The organism is Streptomyces sp. NPDC054841 (assembly GCF_053611045.1).
On sequence record NZ_JBSGZO010000389.1, the window covers coordinates 1 to 8,216 of the forward strand.

Genomic DNA, 8,216 nt, shown 5'->3' on the forward strand with positions numbered 1-8,216 from the left:
GCGCTACGCGCCCGTGATCGCCTCCGCTGCGGCACGGCCGCAGACCCTCGCCGCGCCGAAGGTCGCCACGTGGAGGGCGCCGCGCGGCTCGGCCTGGTTGAGGCCCATTTCGACCACGATCGTGTCCGGGCGGGCCGCGAGGAGGGCGTCCAGGGACTGGGTCATCCACGCGTGGCGGTGCGCGTCGCGGACGACCGCGACGATCCGGCGGTCGCCCGCGGCCAGGAGGACGTCATCGACCGCGGAGCCCGCATACGTGCCCGTCTCCGTGCCCGGAAGCAGCCGGGCCAGTTCAGCCGCGACGCCCCACGGAGTCTCGTCGCCGACCGCGATGTTGGCCACGGGCGTGAACGCGGCGACGTACGGCGGCGAGGTCAGGGGCTCGTGGGGCCGCCCGCCCGCCGTGACGCGTACCGCCCGCCGGGCCGCGGTCAGGCCGATGTCGGTGCCGGGCGCGGTCCCCTCCTGTGAAGCCGCGCCCGGCCCCGATGCCGCCCCCCTGGCCCCCCTGGTCCAGTCCGCGAGCGCGCGCACGCGCGCGGCCGCGTCGGCCAGTCGTTCCTCGGGCAGCTCGCCCTGGCGTACCGCGGTGACCAGCGCATCGCGCAGCCGCAGCACGGTGTCCTCGTCGGCCAGGCCGCCGCCGACACAGATCGCGTCGGCACCGGCGGCGATCGCGAGGACACTGCCGCACTCGATTCCGTACGTTCCGGCGATGGCCTGCATCTCCATGCCGTCGGTGACGATCAGGCCGTCGTAGCCCAGCTCCTGGCGCAGCAGACCGGTGAGGATCTGCGGGCTCAGGGTCGCCGGGCGGTCCGGGTCGAGCGCGGGTAGCAGGATATGCGCGCTCATGACCGACTTGGAACCCGCTGTGATGGCCGCGTGGAAAGGCACCAGCTCACGGGCGTGCAACGTGGCCAACTCCACATCGATGCGGGGCATCGCATGGTGTGAATCGACGGCCGTGTCGCCATGTCCGGGGAAGTGCTTGGTACATGCAGCGACCCCGGCGGACTGGAGTCCTTCGATGTAAGCGGCGGTGTGCCGGGCGACCAGTTGCGGGTCGGCCCCGAAGGAACGCACCCCGATGACTGGATTGTCCGGATTTGAGTTGACGTCGGCGGACGGGGCCCAGTTGAGGTCGACCCCGCACTCCGCGAGCCGGCGGCCGAGCTCATGGGCCACCGCCCGGGTCAGCCCGATGTCGTCCACGGACCCGAGGGCGTAGTTGCCGGGGAAGGAGGAGCCGGTACGGACCTCCAGACGGGTGACGTCCCCGCCCTCCTCGTCGATCGCGACGAGTACGTCGTCACGCTCGGCCCGCAGCTGCGAGGTGAGCGCGGCCAGTTGGCCGGGCGAGGCGATATTGCGGCCGAACAGGCCGACGGAGGAGAGCCCTTCACCGATCCGGCGCAGCAGCCAGTCGGGGGCGGTGGTGCCGAGGAAACCGGGCTGGAGGACGGCGAGAGCGTCACGCGTGAGCGTGTCGGAGCCGTGTACGAGAGTCGTCATGTCGACCGCGTCATCCCTTCACTGCGCCGGCCGTGAGACCCGCGGCCATCTTGCGCTGGACGAGGAGGAAGAGGACCACGATGGGAACGGCCATCATCGTGGCGCCGGCCATCATCGGCGCGTATTCCGTGCCGTGTTTGGTGCTGAAATTGCCGAGCCAGACGGTGGCCGTCTGGTTCTGCTGACTCATCAGCATCAGCGCGTACAGGTACTCGTTCCACGCCTGGATGAAGCCGTACACGGACGTGGCCACCATGCCCGGGGCGAGCAGCGGGAAGACCACGCGCATGAAGGCGCCGGTGCGGGTGCAGCCGTCGACCATCGCCGCCTCCTCCAGCTCCTTCGGGATGTTGACGATGAATCCGCGCAGCGTCCACACCGTGAACGGGAGGATGAAGGTGAGGTACGTGATGATCAGGCCGGTGAGCTTGTCGTACTGACCGAGGTCGTTCAGCAGCAGGAAGACCGGGATGATCATGGCTACCAGCGGGACCATCTGGACCGCCAGGATCCCGACGATCACGATCTTCCGGCCGCGGAAGGCGAACCGGGAGATGGCGAGCGCGGCCAGCATGCCGACCACGATCCCGATGGCGACCACTACGAGCGAGACGATGAGGCTGCGCCCGACCGGGCCCCAGAAATCGGCGACGTCGAAGGCCCGCGAGAAGTTCTCCAGGGTGAAGACCCTGGGGAAGAAGTGCGGGTTCGGGTCGATGGCGTCCTTGGCGGGCTTGAAGGCCGTGTTGAGCATCCAGTAGACGGGGAAGCCGGCCGTGATGAAGACCAGCAGGCCGAGCAGGTTCCAGCCGGCCTTGCTCCTTCCGGGGCGGCGGACCGCGGCAGGGGTCGATGCGCTCACTCGACTTCTCCGATCTTGAGCATCTGGCGCATGTAGACGGCGACCACGCCGAGCAGCAGGATCACCGTCACCAGGGCGATCGCCGAGCCGCCGCTGTAGTCGTTGACCACGAAGGCCTTGTCGTACGAGTACGTCGTGAGCAGCTGGAACTCGGCCTCGGGGTGGCCGTTGCGCATCACGAAGACCTGCGGGAAGACGCCCATGTCCCAGATGACCGAGAGCGTCGTGAGCATCACGATGATGGGCTTGAGGACCGGCAGCGTGACATAGCGGAAGACGCCCCACGAGCCGGCCCCGTCGAGGCGGGCCGCCTCTTCGAGCTCCTTGGGGACCTGGGTGAGTCCGGCGCTCAGCGTGATGACGACGAAGGGCACGGCGCCCCAGACGACCAGCAGCATGATGACGGCGAGGCCCTGCGGGCCGGTGGCGAACCAGTTGTGCCCGATCATGTCGACCCCGGGCAACTGGCTGAGCACCCAGTTGAGGACGCCGTAGTCGGTGTCGAAGAGCCATTTGAAGATGGCTGTGGCGACGATGATGGGCATGCCCCAGCTCGCCACGAGCGCGATGTTGACCAGCGTCTTCACCCAGCCGGAGACGCGCTGGAGCAGCAGGGCTGTCAGCATGCCCAGGACCATGGTGAGGACGACCGCGCCGCCGGCGAAGACCACCGTGCGGACGACGACGGTCCAGAACTCGCCGTCTCCCAGGATCTTGGTGAAGTTGGCGAAGCCGACCGATTCGGGCTCCTGGAAGCCCCACAGCTGCGCCTGACCGAACTTCTGGAAGGAGAGGGTGACCAGCCGGACCAGCGGATAGCCGAGGACCAGCAGGAGGACGAGCAGACAGGGCGCGAGCAGTGTCCACGGCACCGCGGCCCCACCACCCGCGCGCCGCCGCTCACCCGGCTTTCCGGCCCCCCGGGCCCCGGCCCCGGCGCCCGGGGCTGTTGACGGCCGCTTCGGCGGCACCTTGGCAGTGGTTGTGTCAGCGGCACTCATCCGGCGCTCCTCAGCGGTCCCTCTCCTCGTACGGGAGCAGGGCCCCGTCGTCGCCCGACGGGGCCCTGCCGGAAGGTCACTTGGTGTTGATGACCTTGTCGATCGCGGCGTCCGCGGCCTTCGCGGCCTCCTCGACCGTCTTCTTGCCGGTGCCGATCTCGCGCAGCATCGTCTTGAGGGTCTGGGCCTTCTCGACCTGGCCCCAGCCCGGCGCCATCGGGACGAACCAGTTGGACTCGGCGGCGGTGGCCGGGACGGCCGTCTTCGGGTCGGCCTTCAGGGTCGCCAGGTCCGTCTTGTTGTTCGGCAGGTTGCCCTTGCCGATCAGGCCCTTCTGGCCCTGGGCGCCGGTGAAGGCGTTGATCCACTCGGCGGCGACGTCCTGCGCCTTGGACTTGACCGGGATGGCCAGGTCCGAGCCGCCGAGGAAGACGGGGAGGCTCTTGCCGGACGGGCCGGGCATCACGAAGTTCTCCAGGTTGCCCTTGAGCTTGCCGGTCTTGTCGTTCTCCGGGGCCTCGGAGGTGGCACCTTCCCAGGCGGCGCCGAAGATCATGCCGGCGTTGCCCTGGCCGTACACGATGTAACGGTCCGACTCGTCCTTGGTCTTGTCGGCCTTCATGTACTTGTCGAGCACGCTCTTGTACTCGTTGAGGCCCTTGATGGACTCGGGCGAGGAGAGGCCGGCCTTCCACTGGTCGCCCTCCTTCTTCGCGATGGCGCCGCCCGCGTCGTAGACGAAGGACATCGCGGCGTACCAGTCCGGCGAAGGCTGGTACCAGGCGCTGAACTTGTTGCCCTTCTTCGCCTGGATCTTGTCGAGGGCGGCAGTCAGCTCGGCGTACGTCTTGGGGGCCGCCTTCACTCCGGCCTCGGCAGCGACGTCCTTGCGCCAGTTGCCCACACGGCCACCGGCGTAGTACGGCACGCCGTAGGTCTTGCCGTCGTACGAGACGGACTCCTTGAGGCCGTCCAGCCAGGCGTCGGACTGCTCGAACTTCGCCGGGTCGACCTCGGCGAAGGCGCCCTTGACCATGTAGCCGAGCATCTCGGTGTTGCCCATCTCGACCACGTCGGGGGCCTTGTCCGTGGCGAGGACGGCGTCGAGCTTGGCGTTCTTGTCCGGCCAGCCGTAGTACTCGTGCTTGATCTTGATGCCGGGGTGCTTCTTGACGACCGCGGCATCGGCCGCCTTGACCAGCTCGGGCCAGTTGTTCTGGGCGTCGACCGTCAGCCAGACGGTGATCTCCTTGACGTCCGCACCGGCCTTGTCCCCGCCCTTGTCGCTCTCGGAGCCGCACGCGGCAATGCCGACCATCATGCCCGCGACGCCGATCGCCGCGATGAGCTTGCGCTTCACGCCACCCTCCTCAGGGATGCTGCAACCCCCCGCCCACCGCGAAGACATACGGAGACATACGCCGAGTACTGCTCGTGGGGCTGGGACTTGGTCTTTAATGGTTTAGACCAGTACCGGGAGCTTGGCCTAGACCTTTAGGGGTGTCAAGGGTGTATAAGAAGGGCTGTCGCCTCCGTTATCGGACCGACACCTGAGGGAGGGCGACGACCCGCGACCGGACCGTGCCACCATGTGAGCCGCAACTAGACGGAGGAGCCGGTGACGGCAGCAGCACACGAGTCGGGAAGGCAGGCCATGGCCACGGACGGGGGCGGCACCGAGCCGGAGAACGGGACGGCGACCCGCAGCGCACGCGTGCCCAAGTACTACCGGCTCAAGAGGCACTTGCTCGACATGACGGAGACGCTGCCGCCCGGCACGCCCGTACCGCCCGAGCGCACGCTCGCCGCCGAGTTCGACACCTCGCGCACGACCGTGCGGCAGGCCCTTCAGGAGCTGGTCGTCGAGGGCCGGCTGGAACGCATCCAGGGCAAGGGCACGTTCGTCGCGAAGCCCAAGGTGTCGCAGGCCCTTCAGCTCACCTCGTACACCGAGGACATGAAGGCGCAGGGCCTGGAGCCCACGTCCCAGCTCCTGGACATCGGATACGTCACGGCCGACGACACCCTCGCCGGGCTGCTGGACATCTCGCCGGGCGGCCGGGTCCTGCGGATCGAGCGGCTCCGGCTGGCGAGCGGCGAGCCCATGGCGATCGAGACGACGCACCTGTCGGCCAAGCGCTTCCCCGCACTGCGGCGCTCGCTGGTCAAGTACACGTCGCTGTACACGGCCCTGGCCGAGGTGTACGACGTCCATCTGGCGGAGGCCGAGGAGACGATCGAGACCTCGCTGGCCACCCCGCGCGAGGCGGGACTGCTGGGTACGGACGTGGGCCTGCCGATGCTGATGCTGTCCCGGCACTCACTGGACAGGAACGGCGAACCGGTGGAGTGGGTGCGGTCGGTGTACCGGGGGGACCGGTACAAGTTCGTGGCGAGGCTGAAGCGGCCCGAGGCGGACTGACGGGCTGCCGGGCCGGGGGTCCGGGGGTCGCCCCCCCCGGAACAACACAGCGTGGCGAGGCTGAAGCGGCCCGAGGCGGACTGACGGGCTGCCGGGCCGGGGGTCCGGGGGTCGCCCCCCGGAACAACACAGCGTGGCGAGGCTGAAGCGGCCCGAGGCGGACTGACGGGCTGCCGGGCCGGGGGTCCGGGGGTCGCCCCCCCCCGGAACAACACAGCGTGGCGAGGCTGAAGCGGCCCGAGGCGGACTGACGGGCCGACGGGCATGGGCTGGGGGTCCGGGCCCGGAACAACACAGCCCCGAAGGCGGGCCAAACGGTCCGCATGAGGCGTTGAGCGGTCGGAATCAGCCGCCGGGCGGTCGATTTCGGCCGCCGAGCGGCTGAGCCGAGCCGTTGGGCGATTGCCTCGTCCGTTATTCGGACAAGGGTTCCATCAAGCGGAATCGTCCCCTAGATTTCGCGCGTTACGTCAGCGCCGCTGATCAACAACGGGACGGAGCCGCTCATGTCCGAAGTACCCGAACACAGAAAACCGGCCGTCACCCCGGTCCGGGTGGTGGTGGCCCTCTGCCTGATCGCGCCGTTCGTCGCGATGCTCTGGGTCGGCTCGTACGCGAAGGTCGAGCCCAGCGTCGCCGGGATCCCGTTCTTCTACTGGTACCAGATGCTCTGGGTCGTCATATCGACGGCCCTGACGATGGTGGCCTACACGCTGTGGCAGCGTGACCAGCGCGCCCGCAAGGAAGGGGCGTCGAAGTGAAGGACGGCGTGAACGGCGTCGCACTCGCCGTCTTCATCTTCTTCTTCCTGGCCGTCACGGTCATGGGCTTCCTCGCGTCGCGCTGGCGCAAGGCCGAGAACGAGAACAGCCTGGACGAATGGGGCCTGGGCGGCCGCTCGTTCGGCACCTGGGTGACCTGGTTCCTGCTGGGCGGCGACCTCTACACCGCGTACACCTTCGTCGCCGTACCCGCGGCGATCTACGCGGCGGGCGCGGCGGGCTTCTTCGCGGTGCCGTACACGATCCTCGTGTACCCGCTGATCTTCACCTTCCTGCCGCGGCTGTGGTCCGTGTCGCACAAGCACGGCTACGTGACGACGTCCGACTTCGTGCGCGGGCGCTTCGGCTCGAAGGGGCTGTCGCTGGCGGTCGCGGTGACCGGCATCCTCGCGACGATGCCGTACATCGCGCTGCAGCTCGTCGGCATCCAGGCCGTGCTGGACGTGATGGGCGTCGGTGGTGGCGAGAACACGAACTGGTTCATCAAGGACCTGCCGCTGCTGATCGCCTTCGGTGTGCTGGCGGCGTACACGTACTCGTCCGGTCTGCGGGCTCCGGCGCTGATCGCCTTCGTCAAGGACACGCTGATCTACCTCGTGATAGCGGTCGCGATCATCTACATCCCGATCAAGCTCGGCGGCTTCGACGACATCTTCGCCAAGGCGGGCGACGCGTTCGCGCAGATCAACCCGGCGACGGAGAAGCCGCGAGGCGCGCTGGTGCCCGGGGAACTGGGCCAGTGGGGTTACGCCACGCTGGCGCTCGGCTCGGCGCTCGCGCTCTTCATGTATCCGCACTCGATCACGGCGACGCTGTCCTCGCGCAGCCGTGAGGTGATCCGCCGCAACACGACGATACTGCCGCTGTACTCGCTGATGCTCGGGCTGCTGGCGCTGCTCGGCTTCATGGCGATCGCGGCCGGGGTGAAGGTGACCAACGGTCAGCTCGCCATCCCGCAGCTGTTCGAGAACATGTTCCCCGACTGGTTCGCGGGTGTGGCCTTCGCGGCCATCGGCATCGGCGCGCTGGTACCGGCGGCGATCATGTCGATCGCGGCGGCGAACCTCTTCACGCGGAACATCTACAAGGACTTCCTGAAGCCGGACGCGACGCCGGCGCAGGAGACCAAGGTGTCGAAGCTGGTGTCGCTGCTGGTGAAGGTGGGCGCGCTGGTCTTCGTCCTGACGATGGACAAGACGGTCGCCATCAACTTCCAGCTGCTGGGCGGCATCTGGATCCTGCAGACCTTCCCGTCACTGGTCGGCGGCCTCTTCACGCGGTGGTTCCACCGCTGGGCGCTGATCGCGGGCTGGGCGGTCGGCATGCTGTACGGCACGATGGCGGCGTACGGGGTCGCCAGCCCCACGCAGAAGCACTTCGGCGGGTCGTCGGCGGAGATTCCCGGGATCGGGGAGATCGGCTACATCGGCCTGACGGCCTTCGTGCTGAACGTGGTGGTCACGGTCGTCATGACGTTCGTCCTGCGCGCGATGAATGCGCCGGACGGAGTCGACGAGACGTCCCCGGAGGACTACACGGCGGACGCGGGGGACGCGGGCGTCCAGGTGGAGCTCCCGAAGGTGACCGCCGATACCCACTGACCGTACGACGGGCCGCCGTCTCCTCCTGTGAGG

Annotated in this window: 7 protein-coding genes; 3 read left to right on the plus strand and 4 right to left on the minus strand. The window is 68.5% G+C overall.

The features are described 5' to 3' along the window. Positions 1–3 precede the first annotated feature (3 nt). The 4 genes from ACWGI8_RS34080 to ACWGI8_RS34095 all read right to left on the minus strand — a co-directional run bounded on the left by ACWGI8_RS34080 (position 4) and on the right by ACWGI8_RS34095 (position 4,738). Positions 4–1,515 (minus strand): glycoside hydrolase family 3 protein, encoded by a 1,512-nt coding sequence (locus tag ACWGI8_RS34080; RefSeq protein ID WP_453666915.1) that lies wholly within the window; start codon positions 1,513–1,515, stop codon positions 4–6. A 10-nt stretch (positions 1,516–1,525) separates the two neighbouring features. Beyond that, positions 1,526–2,377, minus strand: a complete 852-nt coding sequence (locus tag ACWGI8_RS34085; RefSeq protein WP_453666916.1) for a carbohydrate ABC transporter permease — start codon at positions 2,375–2,377, stop codon at positions 1,526–1,528. Further along, positions 2,374–3,378: a carbohydrate ABC transporter permease gene (locus tag ACWGI8_RS34090; RefSeq protein WP_453666918.1), complete on the minus strand. Its 1,005-nt coding sequence runs from the start codon at positions 3,376–3,378 to the stop codon at positions 2,374–2,376. The genes ACWGI8_RS34085 and ACWGI8_RS34090 overlap by 4 nt, the downstream gene beginning before the upstream one ends. Positions 3,379–3,454: 76 nt before the next feature. Continuing rightward, complete coding sequence (locus ACWGI8_RS34095) at positions 3,455–4,738, minus strand: extracellular solute-binding protein (protein WP_453666919.1); 1,284 nt, start codon at positions 4,736–4,738, stop codon at positions 3,455–3,457. A gap of 294 nt (positions 4,739–5,032) precedes the next feature. Between ACWGI8_RS34095 and ACWGI8_RS34100 the strand changes: the two genes are divergently transcribed. The 3 genes from ACWGI8_RS34100 to mctP all read left to right on the plus strand — a co-directional run bounded on the left by ACWGI8_RS34100 (position 5,033) and on the right by mctP (position 8,183). Beyond that, complete coding sequence (locus tag ACWGI8_RS34100; RefSeq protein ID WP_453666924.1) at positions 5,033–5,800, plus strand: GntR family transcriptional regulator; 768 nt, start codon at positions 5,033–5,035, stop codon at positions 5,798–5,800. 506 nt (positions 5,801–6,306) lie between these two features. Then, complete coding sequence (locus tag ACWGI8_RS34105) at positions 6,307–6,561, plus strand: DUF3311 domain-containing protein (protein WP_453666921.1); 255 nt, start codon at positions 6,307–6,309, stop codon at positions 6,559–6,561. Beyond that, positions 6,558–8,183, plus strand: coding sequence for a monocarboxylate uptake permease MctP (mctP, locus tag ACWGI8_RS34110; RefSeq protein WP_453666923.1), 1,626 nt, complete (start codon positions 6,558–6,560; stop codon positions 8,181–8,183). The genes ACWGI8_RS34105 and mctP overlap by 4 nt, the downstream gene beginning before the upstream one ends. The last annotated feature ends 33 nt before the right edge of the window (positions 8,184–8,216 follow it).